Origin of the sequence: Marinobacter sp. bablab_jr008 (assembly GCF_016464145.1) — a bacterium.
Lineage (GTDB): Bacteria > Pseudomonadota > Gammaproteobacteria > Pseudomonadales > Oleiphilaceae > Marinobacter > Marinobacter nauticus.
The window spans coordinates 506,667-525,529 of sequence record NZ_JACDWW010000059.1 but is presented as its reverse complement, the minus strand read 5'-3'; the positions used below and the strand labels follow the sequence as shown (position 1 = coordinate 525,529).

The 18,863-nt window shown below is 58.1% G+C and carries 20 protein-coding genes; 10 read left to right on the top strand and 10 right to left on the bottom strand.

Annotated elements, in window-relative coordinates:
- Window positions 1–7 precede the first annotated feature (7 nt).
- Complete coding sequence (locus JIF53_RS11090; protein ID WP_114434501.1) at window positions 8–1,732, bottom strand: nitrite reductase; 1,725 nt, start codon at window positions 1,730–1,732, stop codon at window positions 8–10.
- Window positions 1,733–1,954: 222 nt separating this feature from the next.
- On the opposite strand from JIF53_RS11090, the gene JIF53_RS11085 reads away from it, so the two are divergent.
- From JIF53_RS11085 to JIF53_RS11065, 5 genes are read left to right on the top strand one after another with little or no spacing between them, the layout of a single operon-like run.
- Entirely contained in the window at window positions 1,955–2,320 is a 366-nt protein-coding gene (locus JIF53_RS11085) for a c-type cytochrome (protein ID WP_153740634.1), read from the top strand.
- Between the two features lie 16 nt (window positions 2,321–2,336).
- Window positions 2,337–3,539 carry a cytochrome D1 domain-containing protein gene (locus JIF53_RS11080; protein WP_153740635.1) on the top strand — a complete coding sequence of 401 codons (1,203 nt, stop codon included), beginning with the start codon at window positions 2,337–2,339 and terminating at the stop codon, window positions 3,537–3,539.
- 31 nt (window positions 3,540–3,570) lie between these two features.
- Complete coding sequence (locus JIF53_RS11075) at window positions 3,571–4,284, top strand: PhnD/SsuA/transferrin family substrate-binding protein (protein ID WP_227548880.1); 714 nt, start codon at window positions 3,571–3,573, stop codon at window positions 4,282–4,284.
- Window positions 4,285–4,297: 13 nt separating this feature from the next.
- Window positions 4,298–5,080 (top strand): CbbQ/NirQ/NorQ/GpvN family protein, encoded by a 783-nt coding sequence (locus tag JIF53_RS11070; RefSeq protein WP_153740637.1) that lies wholly within the window; start codon window positions 4,298–4,300, stop codon window positions 5,078–5,080.
- Window positions 5,081–5,114: 34 nt separating this feature from the next.
- The gene (locus tag JIF53_RS11065; RefSeq protein ID WP_227548881.1) at window positions 5,115–5,426 is read left to right on the top strand and encodes a hypothetical protein; all 312 of its coding nucleotides are present in this window, start codon (window positions 5,115–5,117) and stop codon (window positions 5,424–5,426) included.
- Window positions 5,427–5,594: 168 nt separating this feature from the next.
- Here the strand turns inward: JIF53_RS11065 and JIF53_RS11060 are convergent, their stop codons facing one another.
- The 6 genes from JIF53_RS11060 to JIF53_RS11035 form a co-directional block, all read right to left on the bottom strand.
- Window positions 5,595–5,834, bottom strand: coding sequence for a cytochrome C oxidase subunit IV family protein (locus tag JIF53_RS11060; RefSeq protein WP_011786561.1), 240 nt, complete (start codon window positions 5,832–5,834; stop codon window positions 5,595–5,597).
- 12 nt (window positions 5,835–5,846) lie between these two features.
- Window positions 5,847–6,422, bottom strand: coding sequence for a cytochrome c oxidase subunit 3 (locus tag JIF53_RS11055; RefSeq protein ID WP_153740639.1), 576 nt, complete (start codon window positions 6,420–6,422; stop codon window positions 5,847–5,849).
- An 11-nt stretch (window positions 6,423–6,433) separates the two neighbouring features.
- Window positions 6,434–8,257 carry a nitric oxide reductase activation protein NorD gene (locus JIF53_RS11050; protein WP_153740640.1) on the bottom strand — a complete coding sequence of 608 codons (1,824 nt, stop codon included), beginning with the start codon at window positions 8,255–8,257 and terminating at the stop codon, window positions 6,434–6,436.
- 16 nt (window positions 8,258–8,273) lie between these two features.
- Window positions 8,274–9,224, bottom strand: a complete 951-nt coding sequence (locus JIF53_RS11045; RefSeq protein ID WP_153740641.1) for a 4Fe-4S binding protein — start codon at window positions 9,222–9,224, stop codon at window positions 8,274–8,276.
- A gap of 61 nt (window positions 9,225–9,285) precedes the next feature.
- Complete coding sequence (locus tag JIF53_RS11040) at window positions 9,286–10,701, bottom strand: cbb3-type cytochrome c oxidase subunit I (protein ID WP_199452491.1); 1,416 nt, start codon at window positions 10,699–10,701, stop codon at window positions 9,286–9,288.
- 10 nt (window positions 10,702–10,711) lie between these two features.
- Window positions 10,712–11,161 carry a c-type cytochrome gene (locus JIF53_RS11035; protein WP_022990832.1) on the bottom strand — a complete coding sequence of 150 codons (450 nt, stop codon included), beginning with the start codon at window positions 11,159–11,161 and terminating at the stop codon, window positions 10,712–10,714.
- A 190-nt stretch (window positions 11,162–11,351) separates the two neighbouring features.
- On the opposite strand from JIF53_RS11035, the gene JIF53_RS11030 reads away from it, so the two are divergent.
- On the top strand, window positions 11,352–12,278 hold the full coding sequence (locus JIF53_RS11030) for an AEC family transporter (protein ID WP_153740643.1): 927 nt from the start codon (window positions 11,352–11,354) through the stop codon (window positions 12,276–12,278).
- Here JIF53_RS11030 and rrtA read toward each other — a convergent pair.
- Window positions 12,238–12,777 carry a rhombosortase gene (gene rrtA / locus JIF53_RS11025; RefSeq protein WP_194841899.1) on the bottom strand — a complete coding sequence of 180 codons (540 nt, stop codon included), beginning with the start codon at window positions 12,775–12,777 and terminating at the stop codon, window positions 12,238–12,240. The genes JIF53_RS11030 and rrtA overlap by 41 nt on opposite strands.
- A gap of 154 nt (window positions 12,778–12,931) precedes the next feature.
- Here rrtA and JIF53_RS11020 point away from each other — a divergent pair, with 154 nt between their 5' ends.
- Entirely contained in the window at window positions 12,932–15,079 is a 2,148-nt protein-coding gene (locus tag JIF53_RS11020) for a M12 family metallo-peptidase (protein WP_153740645.1), read from the top strand.
- Window positions 15,064–15,525 (top strand): DUF6174 domain-containing protein, encoded by a 462-nt coding sequence (locus JIF53_RS11015; protein ID WP_011786552.1) that lies wholly within the window; start codon window positions 15,064–15,066, stop codon window positions 15,523–15,525. Before JIF53_RS11020 ends, JIF53_RS11015 begins: the two co-directional genes overlap by 16 nt.
- Window positions 15,526–15,530: 5 nt before the next feature.
- Here JIF53_RS11015 and JIF53_RS11010 read toward each other — a convergent pair whose 3' ends face one another.
- Both JIF53_RS11010 and cadR read right to left on the bottom strand, forming a co-directional pair.
- A complete protein-coding gene (locus JIF53_RS11010; RefSeq protein WP_022990837.1) occupies window positions 15,531–16,172 on the bottom strand; it encodes a cation transporter in 642 nt (213 codons plus the stop codon).
- 64 nt (window positions 16,173–16,236) lie between these two features.
- Entirely contained in the window at window positions 16,237–16,701 is a 465-nt protein-coding gene (cadR, locus tag JIF53_RS11005) for a Cd(II)/Pb(II)-responsive transcriptional regulator (RefSeq protein ID WP_041655025.1), read from the bottom strand.
- Between the two features lie 104 nt (window positions 16,702–16,805).
- On the opposite strand from cadR, the gene JIF53_RS11000 reads away from it, so the two are divergent.
- Together JIF53_RS11000 and JIF53_RS10995 are read left to right on the top strand one after the other, a co-directional pair.
- Window positions 16,806–18,425 carry a BCCT family transporter gene (locus tag JIF53_RS11000; protein WP_199452489.1) on the top strand — a complete coding sequence of 540 codons (1,620 nt, stop codon included), beginning with the start codon at window positions 16,806–16,808 and terminating at the stop codon, window positions 18,423–18,425.
- On the top strand, window positions 18,397–18,858 hold the full coding sequence (locus JIF53_RS10995) for a universal stress protein (protein WP_023008590.1): 462 nt from the start codon (window positions 18,397–18,399) through the stop codon (window positions 18,856–18,858). Before JIF53_RS11000 ends, JIF53_RS10995 begins: the two co-directional genes overlap by 29 nt.
- Window positions 18,859–18,863: the final 5 nt, after the last annotated feature.

Genomic DNA, 18,863 nt, shown 5'->3' with positions numbered 1-18,863 from the left:
GCCGGGATCAGTACACGTCGTGCTGGGTGTTGTAAGTGTTGAACTTACCGGTCGGGGTGACCATGTAGTCGCCCTTGATCACCTTCTTCAGCTTGCGTGTCTTGTCGTCGACTACAACAATGGCGGATTTCTTGTCCTGGGTGTTCCAGACAGAGAACCACACTTCATCGCCCGCCTTGTTGTATTCCGGCTGTACCACACGCTTGGGACCCTCGCCCAGCTCTGCCCAGTCGGCAATTGGCAGCACGTCATAGCCGGCATCAAAGTTGTTGATGTCGAAGACGGCTACGCTCTGGCTTACGGCTTCCGCCGGGTTCAGGGCGGTGTCTACCCACAGGTTCTTGGACTTCGGATGGGTCTTCACGAACAGTGAGCCACCACCCTGGCCATCCACCGTGCGAACCACCTTCCAGGCTTTGTCTGGATGGCCTTCCGGGTCGGTACCGATCATCTGGATGGTCTGATCACCCAGGTGAGAGGTCGCCCAGACAGGACCATGTTCGGGGTCAACGAAGTTGGCACCACGTCCCGGGTGCGGAATCTTGCCAACATCAACAATCGCCTCCAGGTTACGATCCTGGGCATCCACAACCGCAATCTTGTTGGAGTTGTTGGCCGCCGTCAGGAAGTAACGCATGCTGGCATCCCAGCCGCCATCGTGCAGGTATTCCGCTGCATCAATGGAGGTGATGTTCATGTTCTCCATGTCTTCGTAGTTCACCAGCATGATCTTGCCGGTTTCTTTCACGTTGACGATGAATTCCGGATGGGCGTGGGAGGCGACAATGGCAGCTACCCGTGGCTCAGGATGGTATTCCTGGGTGCTCACGGTCATGCCCCGGGTGCTCACAATCTTTTTCGGCTCCAGGGTGTCGCCGTCCATGATCACGAACTGCGGTGGCCAGTAGGTGCCGGCAATGGCGAGCTTGTCTTCCCAGCCTTTGTACTTGGAGGTTTCGACAGAGCGCGCTTCCATGCCGACCTTGATCTTGGCGACGGTCTGCGGTTCTTCCATCCACAGATCGATCATATTGATCAGGGCGTCACGACCGATAACCAGCACGTAGCGGCCGGAAGCCGACATCCGTGAGATGTGCACCGCGTAGCCGGTGTCGATGATCTTCACGACTTCCTTGGAATCACCGTCAATCAGGGCAATCTGGCCTGCATCACGCAGGGTGACGCTGAACAGGTTTTCCAGGTCCAGATCGTTCATCTGTTTCTTGGGGCGATCCTCAGGTGGCACGATCACTTCCCAGGTTTCCTTCATGTCAGCCAGGCTGAATTCGGGAGGCTGTGGCGGTTCGTGCATGATGTACTTGGCCATCAGTTCCACGGTTTCTTCATCGAAGTCACCGGACGTCAGCCAGTTCGGCATACCGGCCGGGGAGCCGTAACTGATAAACGCCTTGAGGTAGTCGATACCGCGCTCCTGGGTGATATCCGGAGTCAGCGGTTTACCGGTGGCGCCTTTACGCAGAACGCCGTGACAGCCGGCGCAACGCTGGAAGTAGATCTGCTTCGCTTTCTCGAATTCTGCATCGGTCAGATCGGGTGCGCCGGGGGAGCGAACGATTTTGGCAGATTCCGCATCTACCGCACTGGGGGTGCCTTCATAGGCCATGGTGGACTTGTCAGGGTCTTTCGGGGCGGCCTGTGCGTTCATTACGCCCAACGACGTAATGGCCACTGCCAGTGCCAGCGGCTTGATCATCAGTTTGGTTACTCTCATCAGGTTCTCTCCTTGGGTTCAAGAGTACTCCTAGGTTTCTCTTGTTATGGCTTATGAACCTTGATTAATGTCAGAAAGATGCTGGTTTTCAAGAGAGTACCTCGCAGGTGGTAGGCGGCGTATGCCCAAAGATCACTGGATACCTGCAACAAATTTAATCAATATCAAGGTCATGAAATTGTTGGGATTGCAGCATGGCTGTGATCCTTCAGGAGAGCGCTGATGAAACGGTCCGCACTGGGCGTTTGCTGGCAAGTGGGTATATTGGCTACCGCCCTGATGCTGTCGGCAGGCGCTGTTGCCGGGGCACCGGAAACCGAGGCAGAGCTTGCCAATTTTGTCATTCAGGATTGTGGTTCCTGCCATGGTCTGAAACTGAAAGGCGGCCTCGGCCCGCCCTTACGGCCTGAGGATATCGAAACCCTGCCAGAGGCAGCCATTGCCGCCATCATTCGTGAGGGCGTTCCCGGTACGGCGATGCCACCCTGGAAAGCCCTGCTGACCGAACAGGAAATCACCTGGATCAGTCGTCAACTGAAATCGGGGGCATTGATTGCCCCGGAATCCGATGTTTCCCGAACCCGTTGAGCCTTAAGGATCGCCGATGAAACGTCTGCTTGCGCCATTTGTACTGACCATTGCCACAACCGTTGTCACCGGTTGCCAGTCCCTTGTTTCATCAGAATCTGCGGAACTGAGGGGGACCGGAGATCTGGGGTTGATTATTGAAAGGGCCACCGGCTCGGTGCTGGTGGTAGATCACTCCGAACATGAAATCCTGGGCCGGGTGGAAGGGCTGGGGGATCTGTCCCATGCGTCGGTGGTGTACTCGCGGGATGCCCGCTACGGCTATGTGTTTGGTCGTGATGGCGGGCTCACCAAGGTTGACTTGCTCACCCGTGCGGTGACCGATCGGGTCATTCAGTCTGGTAACAGCATCGGTGGAGCGATCTCTCAGGACGGTCGCTATGTGGCCGTATCCAATTACGAGCCCGGCGGTGTGAACATTTTCGACAGCGAAACTCTGGATACCGTGGCTGAAATTCCCGCGTTCTACACCAATGCTCAGGGTGAACAGGAGCAGTCCAAAACCGTGGGCCTGGTGGATGCCCCGGGCAACCAGTTTGTGTTCAGCCTGTTCGAGGCCGGTGAAATCTGGACCGTGGATATGTACAGCAATCCGCCCGGCATAAACCGCTATCAGGCTGGCAAAGAACCCTATGACGCGCTGATCACTCCCGATGGCCGCTTCTATATTGCCGGCCTGTTCGGCGAAGATGGCTTGTCGATGATGGATCTGTGGGAGCCGGAACAGGGCGCTCAGACCATCCTGCCAGATTACGGTAAGGGCGAGCAGCGCCTGCCGGTGTACAAGATGCCGCACCTGGAAGGCTGGGCCATCGCCGACGGTTATGCCTTTGTGCCGGCGGTCGGTCGCCATGAGGTACTGGTGGCGGATATGGAAGACTGGAGCATGGTGCAACGCATTCCGGTGCAGGGCCAGCCGGTGTTTGTGATGGCCAGTCCAGATAACCGCCAGATCTGGGTCAGCTTTGCCCACCCAAAGAACGATGTGGTACAGGTGATTGATTCCCGCACCCGGGAAATTATTCGTACCCTGGAGCCGGGTAAGTCTGTGCTGCACATGGAATTCACTCCGCGTGGCGAGGAAGTGTGGGTGTCTTCCCGGGACAGTGATCGGGTGACTGTCTATAACACCCGAACCCTGGACGAAGTGGCTACCCTGCCGGCACAGAAGCCGTCCGGCATCTTCTTCACCAACCGGGCGCATCAGCTAGGCTTGTGAGGTGAGGGTTACCGCTGGCGGTTGGTTATTCGTGCTTTGCACCAGCGCCGTCAGCGCCGGCCAGTTTTCCGGGCCGGTGCGACTTGAAGTACACACTGAAGCCAGGTCTGTCACCGTCGCCGGTTACCGGCTGCAGCGTTATCTCGACACACAGGACTGCAAGGCGGAGCTGGTATTCAATCAGGCCGTTGAGGGTGAGGGGCAGGGCGAGAGTGACCTGGTGTACCGGCAGGATGGCCCGGCAGACAGGCTCAAACTGAGGGCTGTAAACGCCGATGGCCAAGATCCCGTTCCGGTCTGGGTAACCCGGAAAACCGCCGGTGTGAGAACACTGGGGGAGCTGGAAGGGCGGGATGTATCCTTGGTAGCAGGAACCGACCCGCTTTCCGGGCGGCTTGCACTGAAGGCCCTAGCTGCCGAGGGCGTAAGGCCGAAACGGGGCCAGCGTTACGAGGCCGGTGATTTCAGCTCTGCCCTGGGATTGTTGCTACACAACAACACCCATGCGGCGGTCTCGGAACTCGGGCTGGTCACGCCGTTTCTGGAGTCCCAGGGCCTGGCCATTACCTGGCAGGGAGAGCCCGTTTCAGGTGCTGGCTGGTATGCCGGTACCGACACCACGAACCCCGGATTACAGCCGTGCCTGAGGGCATTGCTAGAACTGAAGCGCAGCGACGATCGCCAGATATTCAATCTTTTTCCGGAATGGGTGCACGGCTTTGCCACACCCGATTCCCAGCCTTAAAAGGAAGCTGTTTATGACCTTCTACCAACCCGCCGGCAACGAAGTCGAACTGTTCACCGCCGCTGCCGACAACGGCCTGCCGGTACTGATCAAAGGCCCCACCGGCTGTGGCAAAACCCGCTTTGTCCGCTACATGGCGGAAAAACTAGGTCGACCGGTCTACACCGTGGCCTGCCACGACGACCTTACCGCCTCTGACCTGGTTGGCCGCCACCTGATCGGCCCCGACGGCACCTACTGGCAGGACGGCCCCCTGACCCGGGCGGTACGGGAAGGCGGAATCTGCTACCTTGATGAGGTGGTGGAAGCACGAAAGGATACCACGGTGGTACTGCACCCGCTGGCGGACGACCGCCGGGAGTTACCCATCGAGCGCACCGGAGAGCTGCTGAAAGCCGCCCCCGGATTCATGCTGGTGGTGTCCTACAATCCGGGTTACCAGAGCCTGCTGAAGGGCATGAAGCCCAGTACCCGGCAGCGGTTCGTCTCCATGAGCTTCGATTACCCGACGCCGGATGTGGAGCAGACCATCGTGCAGGAGGAGTCCGGTTGCGATGCCGACCTGGCGAAGCAGCTGGTGGGGCTGGCAACCTCGTTGCGTAAGTTGAAAGACCACGACCTGGAAGAAGCAGCGTCGACTCGCCTGCTGATTCACACCGCATACCTGATCGCATCCGGTATGCCCCACATCGAGGCCTGCCGGGCCGGGATGATTGAGCCGCTGTCGGATGATGCGGTGACTGTGAATGCACTGATGGAGGTGGTGTATGCCGTATTCGGGCAGTCCGAAGACTGAACCGCCCGGGGCGATTGCTCCGGTTATCTGGTATTTGCTGAACCTGCTGGCGTTGCCAATTATCGGCTTCGTTGTGTTACTGACGATTGCCATGAAATCCGGTGATGCGCATGCGTTGCGGCGGGCCCATAGCAAGGCGGCGGTTTATATGTCGATACTGGGAGCTATGCTGATCAGTTCGGGGGTTGCTGTTTGCTGGTTTATTTACGGCAACACCGGTTTGTTCTGGACTTACGCAATCGTCTGGGCAGTGGTGCTGCACACGTCGTTCGTACTCTGGGGAATGATTTCCCTGGCTCAGGCAATCGGCAACAAGCCGCCTATGTTTCCGCGGCGATTGTTGTAACTTGAGGCTTGGTGCAAGGCAGGGTCGGGTAGGTCCTTCCAAAAAACGCTCCTTGCGGCACATCCATGTGGCGCTTCTGTTCCGCCATCCATGGCTCCACAAATTTTTGGAAGGACCTACCCGACCCCGCCGTTCGATCCTTCTCACGGGATTCCGCGGCGCGTGCTATTAGCCTGCCAGGTGAATTCCTGCCAGAACCGAGACAACGACAACCGCCCAGCCCTGAGCTGCCATACGCCAGCCCCAGGGGGCATGTTTCATTTCCATAAAGTGATCAACGAGTAAAACCGCTTTTACGATCACCAGCCCAAACACCAGCCAGACCAAAACCGACATGTCCGCACCGGCCTGCAAGGCCAAAACTGGCGTCATCGTACAGATCATCAGCGCGATATAGACCACTAGCATCAGAAAGTCTCCTCAGGCCAGGACATAGAGCATCGGGAACAGCACCAGCCACACCAGGTCGACCATGTGCCAGTAGGAGGCGCCGGACTCCATGCCGTTCATGTCGTCGCCGTTGTAGTCGCCTTTTTTCACCTTTACCGCCAGCACCACGAGGATGATCTGGCCCAGCACCACGTGCATGAAGTGGAAGAACGTCAGGAAGAAATAGAACATGAAGAAGGTGTCGGTGCCCAGGTTGTAGCCGTTGGCGTAGAGGTCCGCGTATTCGTAGAGCTTGCCGAAGGTGTAAATGGACGACGCCGCGATGGCGGCCCAGAGCAGGGCGGTTGTGCCGGTTTTCCGGTTGCGCAGGCGATGAACGGACAGGGCGACCAGGTAGCTGGCGGTGATCAGGCCAACGGTGTTGATCAGTCCGGTCCAGGGATGTAGGGCCTCCTTGCCGGCGGAGAAGGTGGCCGGGTCCAGGCTTCGGGCCACGCCATAGCCGATAAACAGAATGCCGAACACGGCCAGTTCCGCAAAGATGAAAAACCATACCGCGATGTCGCCGGGCAGGTGCCGCCTGTGGGCGGCTTGTACGTCAGCCATGACAGTCTCCGTTAACGGGTCAGGTTCATGTACAGCTTGGGTAGCTGGCCGGGCAGTTGGGTCGGGTCTTTGATGACCACGAAGTTGCTGCTGCCGAACACGTAGGGCAGGTATTCGTTGGCTTCTTCGTCGATGGTCACGCAGAACGGGGTCAGCCCGGCCTTGTGGGCTTCCTGCACGGCCATGCGGGTGTCTTCCACGCCGTAGCGACCTTCGTACAGGTCCAGGTCGTTGGGTTTGCCGTCGGTCAGCAGAAGTAAGATTTTCTGGTGCTCTGGCCGGGTCTGTAGCAGTTTTATGGACTGACGGATGGCGGCGCCCATACGGGTGTAGTAGCCCGGTTCCAGGGCCTGGATACGGCCTCTTGTGGTGTCGTTGTATGGCTCGTCGAAACTCTTGATGTGGTGGAAGCGAATGTGGTCCCGCCGCCTGGAGGAGAAGGCAAACAGGGCGAACGGATCGCGGCTGGCGGTGAGAGCTTCGCTCAGCAGTTGCAGGCCGTCCCGGGCGATGTCGATCACCCGCTGGTGGTTATTGATGTAGGTATCGGTCGACAGCGAAATATCCGTAAGCACCAGGCAGGCGAGGTCCCGCTGGTTCTGCTTGCACTGGCGGAACAGCTTCTGATCCACTTCGCCAATGCCGCGTTTGTGCTGCACCATGCGTTCCAGGCATGCGTCCAGGTCCAGCTCTTCCCCTTCCAGCTGCCGGCGTTCCCACTGGCGCAGAGGTTTCAGCGCACTGAACTGGCGACGCAGGGTCCTGGCGGAGCGATTCAGGTGCTCTGGCAGCGGCGACGGCGTGGCGTCTTTGCTGAGCAGTGGCTGCAGGCAGCAGAATTTTGCCCGGTAATCCTGGCGGCGCCAGTCCCATTCCGGCAGATGAATGCCCGGGCCCAAATGCAGGTCGTCATTTTCTTCCGAGGGCAGGTCCAGGTCGAACTTGATTGCGGAGGAGGCTTCGCGCCGGTCCTGGGACACGGAGATCATGTCCATGTCGTCCGCCACGGCATCGGCGTCTTCCTCTTCGCTGTCGTCGCCGGCGCGGTCGATGGGAATGAATTCAGACCAGGAAAACAGGCTTTCCAGCCGGAACAGCATCAGCCCCTGGTCTTTATCGAAAGCATCCACCCGTTCGGCGCGGCGGCGTTTGCGTTTTTTGGCCAGGCCGCCGGATTTGGACATGGTGTTGTCGTCGCCAATGATCTGGCCTTTGAGTTTGCCCCGGCCCAGTACCGGATACAGCCAGAGCACCACCGGCCAGGGGTCGGTCAGGGCTTCTGGCAGGTCGTCTACGCTGCCCGGGTGAATCAGGGCCTGGCGAATGGCGGCCTCGCGCCTGGCTTCGTTGCCACGAAGGCTGTCTGGTTCCGGACGCCATTGCAGCGTGTGTTTTACCAGCCGCTGGTACATGGGCTCCAGGCCCGGCCAGCGGCTCAGCAGTTCCTGCACCATGGCCTGATTGCCTTGCAGCCAGCTGTGGTGGTGAATTTCGCCGAGCGACGCGAGGGCTGCCAGCCACAGGTACAGCTCCCGGTTCACCTTGCGGGACGGGAACAGGGCCAGTCTGTCTGGCAGGCGCAGGCTTTCTTCATCGCGCCAGGCCAGTTCAAATTTGCGGTGGGTGCCGGCCAGCTTTTGCAGGAATCGCCGGCGAATCTGGAAATGCCGGGGCTCAGCAGTCACCAGACTCAGAGCAGGGTCTCCGCCCATGGCCCGGAACATGACACCGAGTGTGCGGGCTTCGTCTTTCAGATGCACGGCATACTCGGGGAATTCGCCCATGGCCTGGCGGGTTACGTAGTCGTGCCATTTCAGTCCGACCCACTCTTCCATCTCGTGTCCTCGTCGTTCAGGCCCGTGATTGTCGCGGGGTGGATTCCACCTGGCGCACGGGAATCAGCACCGTCTGTTTGCCAGGTTCGCCGGGCTCCCAGGTCAGCAGGGAGCCTTCGGGGTTGTCTTTCTGTACTTCCCGGCAGGCGCTCACGCACTGCAGGCACTGGGTACAGCTGAATTTCGCCCGCTTATGGCTGCGGGTGGGCAGGCGCATGGGACAGGCTTCGTCGCAGGCTTTGGTACAGTCCCGGCACGCGGCAGCGCGTTTGGTATCGAAGGTAACCACCCGGCCCTTGCCGTTGGTCATCCAGGCGATGCTTTGTACCAGCCCCACGGCGCAGCCATATTTGCAGAACAGGTGCCGGGCAAACAGGAAATCGAAGGTAAAAACAGCGGTTGCTACCGCCAGGAAAATGCCGGGATACAGCCCAAGCTGGCCTGTCACCAGATCGGTATACAGGGCCATCGGTGGCAGCAGATATGAAAGTAATGCCAGGGCCCAGGAAAAACCGATCAGGGCGCACACCAGAGTAAGGCCGGCCCAGTGAATGGCCTTGCCTGTGCTGCCTTTTTTCAGGGCTTCCCAGAGGGTTGGGCGGCCGGTAATGCGGGTCATCAGGTCGTTGATGGTTTCTACCACGGAGAAGTGGGGGCACAGCCAGCCGCAATACAGGCGGCCCCACCTGAAGGCAATCCACAGAACCAGAGGCACCAGCACCAGAATGGGCAAGACAAACCAGAACAGGATCTGGCCAGCCACCTCGGCGGGAGTGCTCTGGGCGACCCAGTCCAGATTCAGGTTAAACGACAGGGGAAAGCCCAGCAGTATGAAGCGGGTTTCGGTCAGGTCGTAACGGAAAATATTGAGTACGGGCGCAAGCAAAAACAGCAGGAAGAAGGCGCTGCGGGTAATCAGGCGCTTCTGCTGGAGGGTGTCTTTCGGGTTGACGGCTTGCGCATGCACAGAGGTTGTCCAGGGTTTCGGGAATGTGCCGGGGCCCGAAGGCCCCGGCGATCAGACTTTATCAGGCGTCTGCCGTGGCAGGACCACGGACTTCCTCAGCCGGGCTGGCTTCGCCCTTGATGAAGAAGCTACCGAAGTACACCACCAGACCGGCCATGAAGAAGGCACCGGCGACAAATCGCATCCAGTAGAAAAGGGCGATCTGATCCTGGCCTGCCATGAAGGACAGCGCTTCACCGCTTTCCGGAAGACGCTGCAGCCAAACCTGCAGGACGCCGGCAGCGGTCAGGAACAGGGTGATGAACACCATGGAGATGGTCATCAGCCAGAAGCCCCACATTTCCACAATCTGGGCGGTATTGCTGTTGCCGTAGGGGCGACCGCGCATGATTGGCATGGCGTAGGAAATGATGGTCAGTACAATCATTACGTAGGCGCCATAGAAGGCCATGTGGCCGTGGGCTGCGGTAATCTGGCTACCATGGGTGTACCAGTTCACCGGAGCCAGAGTGTGCAGGAAGCCCCACACGCCAGCGCCCAGGAATGCCATGACGGTTGTACCCATGGCCCACAGCATGGCGGCCTTGTTCGGGTGGTTGCGTCGGCGACGGTTGATCATGTTGAAGGCGAAGACCACCATCATGAAGAACGGAAGCGGTTCCAGTGCAGAGAACACAGAACCCAGCCAGAGCCAGTATTCGGGCGGCCCGATCCAGAAGAAGTGGTGCCCGGTACCGATGATGCCGGTAATCAGCGCCATGGCGATGATCACGTACAGCCACTTCTCGATCACTTCGCGGTCTACACCGGTGAGCTTGATTAACACATAGGCCAGGATGGCACCCATGATCAGTTCCCACACGCCTTCTACCCACAGGTGGACCACAAACCACCAGAAGTACTTGTCGGTGGCCAGGTTACCGGGGTTGTAGAAGGAGAACAGCCACAATACGGCCAGGCCTACCAGGCCGGTGATCAGCACGATGTTGACCACGGTCTTGCGGCCTTTCAGCGCGGTCATGGCGATGTTATAGAGGAACGCCACCACGACCACGGCGATACCGATCTTGGTTATCGTGGGTTGCTCCAGGAACTCCCGGCCCATGGTGGGTAGCAACTTGTTCATGGTGACTTCTGCCAAGGTCGCGTAGTCCACAAACAGGTAGCCCAGGATGGTCAGCGTGCCGGCTGCCGCGAACACCCAGAACAGAATCCACGCCAGCAGGGGGCTGTGCAGTTCGGTCTGGGCTTCTTCCGGAACCATGTAGTAGGTGGCGCCCATGAAGCCGAAGAGCAGCCAGACAATCAGCAGGTTGGTATGCACCATCCGCGCAACGTTGAAAGGGATTTCCGGAAACAGGAAATCACCGACAACGTACTGGAGACCCAGAATCAGGCCGAACACAATCTGGCCGGCAAACAGAATCAGGGCAAAGATGAAGTAGGGCATGGCGACCCTTTGAGATTCGTATTTCATATCTGCTCCCTTACCCCTCGATGTTGGGTGGCCAACCGTTGTCGTCGATCTTGGATGTCCACTCCAGGAAAGCGGCCAGGTCTTCGATCTCGGAATCACTCAGATTGAAATCCGGCATCTGGCGCCGGCCCGGAATATTCGTGGGCATGGCGTTCATCCAGGCTTTCATGTATGCCTTGAAGACCTCAGTATCACCGCCGCCACGGCGGTCAAACACGTTGGCCAGTTCGGGAGCGAAGTAAGCGCCTTCGCCCATGATGGAATGACAACCGACACAGTTGTTCTCTTCCCACAGATGTTTGCCGCGCACCACCTGTTCGGTGAGCTCGTCGCGGTTATCCCGCTCGGGCATAGCACGCAGCTGAGTGTCAAAAGTCAGGGCCAGGAACAGCAGGACGAAGAAGGCACTTCCCCCCAGATATATGTTCCTGGCCATGCTTTTGGTAAAGCGCTCGGCCATTGGTCTCTCTCCTTGGTTGTTACGAATACCTGACTGCCCCACTAGGATATAAAGATGCATCCCTAATGCTATTGATGATTATCAAAGATGATCCCGGGTTTCTCTATTGCGCTGGGGAGTTACCTCTTGATGGGTAGGTGGTAGACTGCCCCGCTGGTTGTATTTTCAAGGTTTTACGCCCGGAGAGATCATGTCTGCCGCCCTGGCCCTGCTGCTCAAACTCCTTCCGCTTTACGTTACGGTGGCACTGGGCTGGATTGCCGGTCGTTTTCTGGAGGCCAGCGGTCGGCACATTGCCGGCATCATGCTGTATATCGTGACGCCGTCTGTGGTGTTTTCGGGCGTGATGGCGGCGCCGCTCAGCGCCGAGGTGATCCTGTTGCCCGCCCTGGTGTTCGGTTTCTGTAGCGTGATTGCCCTGAGTCATATGGCCATTGCCCGAAAGCTGCTTTCGGATGGCAGCGCGGCGGTGATTCCACTGTCAGTGGGAACTGGCAATACAGGATATTTCGGAATTCCGGTGGCGCTGTTGCTGTTTGGAGAGGAAGGCCTGGCGCTCTACATTGTCTGTATGCTGGGAACGACCCTGTTCGAGAATTCTGTCGGGTTTTATCTCGCCGCCCGGGGTAAATACAGCATTCAGGATGCGCTGCTCAGGGTGGCGCGCCTGCCTTCTGTCTATGCTTTCCTGGCTGCGGTTGTACTCAACCTTTCCGGAGCCTCCATTCCTGACGTCTTTATGCCCCTGTTCGATAATCTGCGCGGCGCCTACAGTATTCTCGGGATGATGATTATCGGCATGGGCATTACCAGCTTTCGGGGATTGGCCGGCAACCCCCGATTCACTGCCCTGGCATTTTTCGGAAAGTTCGTGATCTGGCCATTGGTGGCTATTGTGTTCTGGTGGGTTGATTCAGCGCTTCTGGGAATTTACGAGCCGGCAGTGCATCAGGCCATATTCCTGATTTCCATCACACCGATTGCCGCCAATACCGTGGTGATTGCGACTTTGCTGGAGGCCTCACCCAGGCAGGCAGCGGGTACTACGTTGCTCAGTACCTTGTTTGCCCTCGGTTTTATTCCAGTGATGATTGCTTTGGCGTTCGGCGCCGGATAAAGCCGGCTCCGGCAATCAGCAGTCCGGAAGCGAAACCCAGTGCATGGGCCTCCCAGATTACCGGTCCTCCAATCAGGGCCGTGGTCTGGGAACCGGCCAGTTCAAAACCTTCCAAAACAAGTTTCACGGACAGTGCTGCAAGCAGAGTGATGGAAAGCCAGCGATCCGTTTTCAGCTCTCTCATTGCCAGAATTGCGGCCAGGCCGTGGATACAGCCGGAGAATCCTCGATAGCTGGCCAGGTCTGGCCGGAGCGACAATAGTCCCAGGGAGATCGCTGCGGCCATCAGCAGTGTGATCCAGAGTAACCTGCCGACAGGCAGGAAGCGTGGGAACAGAAGAGCGAGAATAAGCACGCCTGCCAGATTCAACAGGAGATGGTTCACGTTCAGGTGAACCAGGTGACCCGTAAACAAGCGCCACCACTGGCCGGATGTGATTGTGTCCGGTTGCCACTGCAACAATTGAGGTGGAAGAAAAAATGAAAATACAAGCACCATGCATAACAAGAGTGCCGACCTGTTAACCACTCGAACCCTCATGCGGGACATGTCTCTCATAAATGCAGATTGTTACTGGTTCGGGCTGGTCTCGCCCTGCCAAGCCTATTAGTTTGCGCGAATTCCAATTGCCTTAACAGAAAAGGATTCGCCCGTGAGACGTTTGCTGTACCTTTTCCCGATACTGGTTCATGTCTGGCTGTTGTTGTTCTCAATTCATGCCAGCGCTTCGGAGTCGCTGGATTTGTGGATAGATGGCCAGGATTACGAAGTTGAGCTGCAAGCCAATAATCGGCTGGTCTCAGCCCTGGGGGCGCACCAGGCACTCGCCTTGGGCCGCCACTTTCAGGGTAAGGTGGCAGTCGACCCGGACAGCTGGGTAAGGGTGTCTCGCCTGCAGAATGGCTGGGAAGGTATGGCCTACCTGTTTGGGCGTATGCATGTGATTGGTGGCCGGCAGGACAGTCAGCAGTTGGTCACTAAGAGCTTTGGGTTTGATGTCGCTCCCAGCTGCGGTGTTGACCATGTACACAGCAGTGCCGTTATTGCTCCTGATCGTGTTCTTACGCCAATGATGGCGCAGGCGGTGTCTGCGAGCTACGACAGCCTCTGTGACAGCCGGGTAGAAGGAGCCTGTCTGTTGCTGGAGCTGGAGGTGGTTTTCGATCTCGAATTCCAGCAACGTTTCCCCGACGACTTCCAGGATCGGGCTGTCAGCATTCTGAATCTGGTGGAAGGGTTCTATTTCGAGCAGTTCGGTATTGCGCTGGATACCCTGAGTCTTACTTTCCTGAAGACGAATACCTTCACCACATCCACTTCAGCGGATGAACTATTGGATGATGTGCGCGCGCAGGTGGCCGGCGGCAGTCTGCCGTTTCAGCAGAATCGGCGCGCCCTGTTGCACCTGGTGAGCGGAAGGGATTTCGATGGAAGTACGGCCGGGCTGGCCTGGGTAGGTAGCCTCTGTAGTAACAGCGGGTATGGTACCGGTGTTACCAACGCGTTTGACTCCAACGTGTTGACCGCTGTCGTCGTTGCCCATGAGCTCGGTCATAATTTCGGTGCCAATCATGATGAGCAGCAGAACAGCTGTTCGACCGGATTCATCATGAGCCCCTGGGCAAACCCGGATGCGACCCGGTTTTCGTCGTGTTCTGAAACCAATCTGATCAATACCATTAACCAGCAACCGGCGCTGGAACAGTGTTTCAATTTTCCGGCCGATACCATGCTCACGGCGGTAACCACAAATCCTGAGAGGATACCGGGACAGAGCCAGTTCCAGGCCTTTTTTGATATTGGCTATCAGAGCGCTTCCGAAAATGCAGATCGATTGGAAGTCACGGGCGAACTGACGGGCACAGACACCCGGCTGGAGATGGTCACCGTTGACAGTGTGCCTTGCGAGATCTCATCCCGGTCCTATAGCTGTTCCGATCTTATCCCCGATGCTCAGGGACACCAGCTCGCGATTCAGGCATATTCAGGTACCGAAGCCAATCTGACCCTGAATCAACGGGTCTCCCTGATCAGCTTGAGTGGTGAAGTACTGGATTTGCAGCCGGCCAACAATACGCTGGAAAGCCGTTTTGAGGTCGCGCCCACCGCGGTTGCGGCTCCTGGTGACCTGGTGGTGACACCGGAGGCCCGGAGTGCGTTTCTGCGATGGCAACCAAGCGAGACCACAGAAGCTGGCTATGTTGTGCAACGTATGGCCCCTGGCGAGACCGCCTATTCCGACCTGCCTGTGACCTTGTCGGCGGGCACGAATCAGTACCGCGATGCGTCTTTGATCGCGACCGGTGAGTATGCGTATCGCGTGGTGGCCGTGCTGGAGGGCGTGCGTTCATTGCCCGGCAATTCAGCGAGCATAAGCTGGAACAACGCCCCTGTTGCTCCCGAGGGGCTGACCGCTGTGGCCGAGGCGGGCCGTGTGCTGCTGGCCTGGACCGAGAATGCTGGTCCTCAGACCGGATATCGGATTGAACGTCGCCGTACAGGAACTGAATATACCCCGTGGCAGTTGCTGGCAACGGCTCCTTACGGTACCGAGAGCTATGTCGATGAGACACCGGTGGCGGGATATACCTACGAATACCGACTGGTTGCTATCAACGGTGGTCAGTTTGCCAGCAGTGAGACGGTTCCGGCAATCATGCCGGAGCTCGAGGAAACCTCGACCGACGAAGACCAGGGTGGCGATTCATCCGGTGGCGGTGGCAGCCTGGGCGCGGGGTGGTTGCTGGTTGCTCTGACGGCCGTGATCGTCAGAAGGAGGCGGTGGTGGAACGTCAGATAACCTGCACAGGCCTGGTGCTGGTGGTGTCATTGCTGGCGGCGGGTTGCGCCGGCGCCGGCAAAGACAATACCCCGGTGCTGGATTTTCAACAGGCTCAGGCCGTTTGGCAAGCCCATGGTATCGACAGTTACGAGGTTACGGTGTGGCAAACCTGTTTCTGCCCTCCCGACCTGCTCCAGCCCATGCGAGTGACTGTGCGCGAGGGAACGGTGATCGATGTTGAAGGTTTGGAACAGCCGATCAACCATCCGGATATTCTGGACCCCAGGCGCCTGACCATTGATGGTTTGTTGGGTGTTATTGATAAAGCCCGGCACAGTGCAGAAACCCTGGTCGCTGAGTACGATCAACGCTATGGGTTCCCGGTACGGCTGGAAGTGGACGGTAGCCCATTCATCGCAGACGATGAATTCTCCTACCGTCTATCGGATTTCCAGCCTTTCTGAGGGACTCAGGTCTCGCTGGCCTGCAATTGTGCGTCACGCTTCGCGTCATTGATATCGGCGCGGGCATGGCGAACCACGCTAACTCCGGCGGTGACGGCCAGCGTACCCATGATGGCTGCGACGATCAGATCTGGCCAGGCACTGCCGGTGCCGAACACGCCCAGTGCGGCGGCCATAACGGCCATATTGCCGATAGCGTCGTTGCGGCTGCAAAGCCAGACCGAGCGCATGTCTGAGTCACCGTCCCGGAACCGGAACAGCATCACGGCAACAAAGACATTGGCGGCAAGCGCCAGCAGCCCCACCATGCCCATGGTCAGTGGCTCGGGCGTGATGCCGCTTTGCAGTACCCAGACGGCCCGGCCCCAGACCACCAGTCCGAACACGGCCATGGTCAGACCTTTTACCATAGCCGCCCGCCCGCGCCAGAGCATCCCCATTCCCAGAACGCTCAGAGAAAGCAGATAGTTGGCGCTGTCGCCAAAGAAATCGATGGCATCGGCCATCAGGGAAACGGACCCGGATTGCAGGCTGGCGAAGCCTTCCACCAGAAACATCACCAGATTCACCCACAGCGCCAGCCAAAGCGCTTTTCGGAACCCCGGAGCGGGAGTTTTGGGTTCAGGTGCAGAACAGGAACACGCCATAGAGACCTCCAATGTTTAAGTGTCTCCATTAAAAACCCTGTAGTTGCTACAGGGTCAACACCTGCTAATCATGATGGCCTGATCCATGAGTGCCTGGTACATGGTTATCCGATGCGGTGGGTTCCGGGAGGGTGGCCAATTCGTCGCTGAGCCCGCCCAGAATCCCACATTCCCGGATGGTCCGCGGGTCTGAACAGGCGTTCTGTAGGTTGACCAGCATCTGTTCCAGGCTTTTCAGTTCGTTGAGCCTGGCCCGCACATGTGACAGGTGTCGAGCCAGCAGAGCATTGACGTCTGAGCAATCGGCAGTGGGTTTTTCAGCCAGCCGGATGAGTTCACGAATCTCGTCCTGCGCCATGTCCAGATTGCGGCAGCGCCGGATGAACAGGAGGCGGTCGAGGTGTTCCTGACGATAATAGCGATATCCGTTTTCGCCGCGCTCTGGCTTGGCCATCAGCCCGATTTTTTCAAAATAACGGATAGTTTCTACCGGAACACCGGCCTGCCGGGACAACTCTCCAATTTTCATGATGTATTCCCTTGAATGCCTGACATCGGTCAACTCTCAGCCCGAAGACGATACTGTCACTATGGTACAGTGGCGCGGTGGTTTCATGGAATGAGGAGGCGACTGTGCTGGAGCGCCTGCAACACCGGCTGGGCTTGCAGACAATACCCGGAGTGTTCTTTAGTTCAGCTGCTATAGCCGCGCTGTTTGTGGCTTTGGCGATTCCTTTTGACCAGGCTGTGGCCAGCAGTTTCGGGCAGTTGACCGGATGGGTGGCCCGTAACCTGGGCTGGTTCTATATCCTGGCGGTGTCTTCGCTTCTGATTTTTCTTCTTGGTCTGGCGCTCAGTCGCTACGGCAGCATCCGCCTTGGGGCGGATGACAGTCGGCCGGACTACTCGAATCTCACCTGGTTCACCATGCTGTTTGCTGCCGGCATTGGCACTATCCTCATGTTCTGGGGGGTGGCTGAGCCGGTGTCCCACTTTGCCAATCCGCCATTTGATGGTGTGCAGGGCGGCACCGAGCAGGCCGCTACCGACGCCATGACCATTGCCCTCTATCATTTCGGCCTTCACACCTGGACCATCTTTGCCATGCCGGGGCTGGCCATTGGTTATTTCTCCTATCGCCACAGCCTTCCCATGCGTATCAGCAGCCTGTTCTACCCGATTCTTGGTGAGCGCACCTTTGGTCCATGGGGCTGGGCGGTGGACGTTATCGCGGTGTTGGGCACGCTGTTCGGGGTGGCGACGTCGCTCGGGCTGGGCACGTTGCAGCTGAACAGTGGACTGAATTACCTGTTCGGTGTTCCTTCCGCGGGCTGGGTTCAGGTTCTGCTGATCACGGTTATTGCCAGCATTGCAGCGACCTCGGTAGCGCTAGGTCTGGACAAAGGAGTTCGGCGGCTGTCCCAGGTGAATATTCTGCTGGCGATTGTCTTGCTGCTGTTTGTATTTGCGGTGGGCCCTACCGTGTTTATTGCCGAAGGTATGGTTCAGAGCGTGGGTGATTATTTTGATGCCTTGCCCTGGCTGGCGTTCTGGACAGAAACCTTTCGCGAGTCGGACTGGCAACGCAACTGGACGTTGTTCTACTGGGCCTGGACGATTTCCTGGGCGCCCTATGTGGGTATTTTCATTGCCCGGATTTCCCGTGGGCGAACCATTCGGGAGTTCGTAGCCGGCGTACTGTTTGCGCCAACCGCGTTTACGCTGGTGTGGTTCGGCATCTTTGGTCTCTCTGCCATCAACGTTGAGATGAATGGCCTGGTGGCACTGGCGGATCAGGTGCAGAGGGATCCGTCGGTGGCCATCTTTGCGTTTCTTGATGTTTTTCCGCTGGCGGAGGCGGCTTCTGCTCTGAGTGTGGTCATTATTGTCATTTTCTTTACCACGTCATCGGACTCCGCCTCCCTGGTGATTGATATGCTGACACGCCGGGACGACCAGCCTTCGCTGATTCGCCAACGGATTTTCTGGGCGGCGGCCCAGGGGGTAATTGCGGCCACTCTGTTGCTTGCCGGCGGGCTAGATGCTCTGCAGAACGTGATCACTTCACTTGGTTTACCGTTCTGTATTCTGCTGATTTTTATGGCGGTGTCCCTCTATCGCGCTCTGCACGCCGATTATCGCGGCTACAGTGTGGATGAGCTGGTGCGAGGCCGCGCCTTCCCGGAAGTGGAAGCCGATTCTGAACCCAAACAGGAGAAAGGTTATGTACCGGAAGCTGCTGATCGCGATTGATCCGAAAGACGACGGGGAGGGCAAGCGTGCACTGGAAGCGGCCCTGAATCTTCTGGAGGAGGGGGGCGAGTTGCACCTGGCCAGTGTCTTCAACCCGGGTGGCAGCGGTTTCTTTCCTCACGTCACCGAAGAAGCACCGGAAGACAAAGAAGAACAGGTGCGGCACCACCTGGATCTGCTGGCCCGGAAATACCTGCCCCTGAACCGGGAGGCGATCCTGCACGTGGTGGCCGGTTCGGCCGGTGAGAAACTGGTGGCACTGGCCGGCCAGCTGTGTGCAGACCTGATGATTCTGGTCTCCCGTGGCGGTGGCAGCCACTGGCCGTTGCGCAAGGCAACGGTGGAGTATGTGTCGGTCAATGCCCCTTGTGCGGTGCTGGTGCTTCCCAGTATGGAGAAAAACGAGAGCGACGGACCTGTAGAGAGCGAGTAAGGTCC

Bases quoted from the DNA above. Each gene is read 5' to 3' on its own strand.
- JIF53_RS11035 (WP_022990832.1), bottom strand. From the start codon at position 11,161: ATGGCCGAGCGCTTTACCAAAAGCATGGCCAGGAACATATATCTGGGG.
- JIF53_RS11060 (WP_011786561.1), bottom strand. From the start codon at position 5,834: ATGCTAGTGGTCTATATCGCGCTGATGATCTGTACGATGACGCCAGTT.
- JIF53_RS11090 (WP_114434501.1), bottom strand. From the start codon at position 1,732: ATGAGAGTAACCAAACTGATGATCAAGCCGCTGGCACTGGCAGTGGCC.
- JIF53_RS11040 (WP_199452491.1), bottom strand. From the start codon at position 10,701: ATGAAATACGAATCTCAAAGGGTCGCCATGCCCTACTTCATCTTTGCC.
- JIF53_RS11080 (WP_153740635.1), top strand. From the start codon at position 2,337: ATGAAACGTCTGCTTGCGCCATTTGTACTGACCATTGCCACAACCGTT.
- rrtA (WP_194841899.1), bottom strand. From the start codon at position 12,777: ATGGTGCTTGTATTTTCATTTTTTCTTCCACCTCAATTGTTGCAGTGG.
- JIF53_RS11085 (WP_153740634.1), top strand. From the start codon at position 1,955: ATGAAACGGTCCGCACTGGGCGTTTGCTGGCAAGTGGGTATATTGGCT.
- JIF53_RS11050 (WP_153740640.1), bottom strand. From the start codon at position 8,257: ATGGAAGAGTGGGTCGGACTGAAATGGCACGACTACGTAACCCGCCAG.
- JIF53_RS11055 (WP_153740639.1), bottom strand. From the start codon at position 6,422: ATGGCTGACGTACAAGCCGCCCACAGGCGGCACCTGCCCGGCGACATC.
- cadR (WP_041655025.1), bottom strand. From the start codon at position 16,701: ATGAAAATTGGAGAGTTGTCCCGGCAGGCCGGTGTTCCGGTAGAAACT.
- JIF53_RS11010 (WP_022990837.1), bottom strand. From the start codon at position 16,172: ATGGCGTGTTCCTGTTCTGCACCTGAACCCAAAACTCCCGCTCCGGGG.
- JIF53_RS10995 (WP_023008590.1), top strand. From the start codon at position 18,397: ATGTACCGGAAGCTGCTGATCGCGATTGATCCGAAAGACGACGGGGAG.
- JIF53_RS11030 (WP_153740643.1), top strand. From the start codon at position 11,352: ATGTCTGCCGCCCTGGCCCTGCTGCTCAAACTCCTTCCGCTTTACGTT.
- JIF53_RS11070 (WP_153740637.1), top strand. From the start codon at position 4,298: ATGACCTTCTACCAACCCGCCGGCAACGAAGTCGAACTGTTCACCGCC.